This window comes from Novosphingobium naphthalenivorans NBRC 102051, from assembly GCF_001590985.1.
Lineage (GTDB): Bacteria > Pseudomonadota > Alphaproteobacteria > Sphingomonadales > Sphingomonadaceae > Novosphingobium > Novosphingobium naphthalenivorans.
In genome coordinates this window covers 1-1,755 of record NZ_BCTX01000186.1, presented here as the reverse complement: position 1 = coordinate 1,755, position 1,755 = coordinate 1, and the positions used below count along the sequence as shown (strand labels likewise).

Annotated in this window: 3 protein-coding genes; all 3 read left to right on the top strand. The window is 62.9% G+C overall.

Translation table 11 applies throughout. The features are described 5' to 3' along the window. Positions 1-202: zincin-like metallopeptidase domain-containing protein (locus NN5_RS24595; RefSeq protein ID WP_245656690.1), on the top strand; the 202-nt coding region annotated here is incomplete at its 5' end. Then, complete coding sequence (locus tag NN5_RS24590) at positions 199-432, top strand: sigma factor-like helix-turn-helix DNA-binding protein (RefSeq protein ID WP_067739329.1); 234 nt, start codon at positions 199-201, stop codon at positions 430-432. The genes NN5_RS24595 and NN5_RS24590, both read left to right, overlap by 4 nt. A gap of 89 nt (positions 433-521) precedes the next feature. Next, positions 522-1,451 carry a HEPN domain-containing protein gene (locus NN5_RS24585; protein ID WP_067739326.1) on the top strand — a complete coding sequence of 310 codons (930 nt, stop codon included), beginning with the start codon at positions 522-524 and terminating at the stop codon, positions 1,449-1,451. The last annotated feature ends 304 nt before the right edge of the window (positions 1,452-1,755 follow it).

Genomic DNA, 1,755 nt, shown 5'->3' with positions numbered 1-1,755 from the left:
CGCCGAGATGGCATCGGCCTTTGCCTGCGCATCGCTGGGTATCCAGCCCACGGTTCGGCATGCCGACTATATCGGGGCATGGCTTGCCGTCCTGCGCGAAGACGAGAAAGCGATCTTCCGCGCCGCCAGTGCCGCCAGCAAGGCGTGTGATTTCCTGCTCGCTGGTCGCGAAGTTCAGTCCGACACCGGGGACCGGTCATGACCGGTTCCCCTCCCGATGACCACACCGAAGAGGACCGGGAGCGGATGCGCGCGGTGCTGCTCTCGCTTCCCGAGCCGACCTTGCGGGTATTCCTTGCGAGCCGCGTTCACGGACTGAGCTATCGCCGGATCGCCAAGCGCTATCGCATGTCGCTCTGGCAGGTGCGGCGGCATATGCTCCGCGCCATCCGGCATATCGACCGCCACCGCGACGGGAGGCCGCCGGGATGATAGACTGACCCGCCCGAGCATTGGAGGCCGCCTTGCCGATCCGTTAATAGGGATTGGCAAGGCGGCCTTTTGGCGCGATCCTATGCGCCATGAAGGCGCTTGATGACATCACGGTATCGCTACTCGAAGCCAAGCGGCGGGAACTGGCGCATGTCGTCGATGTCATCCGCACCGGCTTCGCCAATGCGATCCGTCACCGGACGCAGCCGCGTTTCCGTAACGGGCGCCTGCTCAAGATCATCCTGTTCGGCAGCTATGCGCGCGGCGACTGGGTCGAGGATCCGGTGGGTCGCTACTTTTCCGATTACGACATCCTTGTCGTGGTCGATCACGAGGACCTCACCGACGTTCCCGAGTTCTGGGCGAAGACCGAGACGCGCCTCCTCGAGGAACTTGGCGAGGGGCATGTCCTTCGCACCCAGGTCTCCCCGATCTACCACAGCCTCGAGGACGTAAACGAAAAGCTGCGGCTTGGCCGCTACTTCTTCATGGATATCCTGAGGGACGGGATCGTCCTGTTCGAGGAGCCCGGCCATCCCTTTGTCGAGCCCGAACAGCTTTCCCCCAAGGAGGCGCTGCAGGAGACCCGCGACTACTTCGAGGAGTGGTTCGAGAGTGCGCAAAAGTTCAAGCGGGCATCCGACTTTCTCATCGGGGATGGGGCACCCAAGGAGGCGGTTTTCAACCTCCATCAGGCCACTGAGCGCCTCTATCACTGCATCTTTCTCGTCCGGACCTTGTACTCTCCCAAGACCCACAACCTGAACCGGCTGAGGGCCTCGACCGAGCAGCTTGAACCGCGTTTGCGGGATGTCTGGCCTACCGATGATCGCCTCCATCGCCGGGCCTACAATCTTCTGCGCGAGGCCTATGTGAAGGCCCGCTATTCGCGCGAGTTCGTCATCACCGACGAGGAACTGGCCTGGCTCGGCGAGCGCGTCGCGCTGCTCCAGGACCTTGTCCGCGAGCTGTGCCTGGCCCGGATCGAGGACCTCGAGGCCCGCTCGCGAGCGGCCTGATCCGACTTCACAGGAAGACCCCCGACCAACCGGGAATGCGGGCGCACAGGGCAAGCCTGTGCGGTAATCTCGACGCACGCCCGGTGGGCGTAGGTGTAATGCACCGTACGCACACGTGCTGCGCCGATTATTGGCGCGTTATCAATGGGATGGAGTAAACTACCGGTAGGGCGCCGACACCGCGTTTTGAACTGCCGGTATGACCGCCGCATAGCTTAAATCCGTGGTTTTCGGCGGAACCGCGCCAGTCTTGCGCCAGACTACCGGTAGGATTTTTCGTGTCGGCCATGGGTGCCGCTTTCGG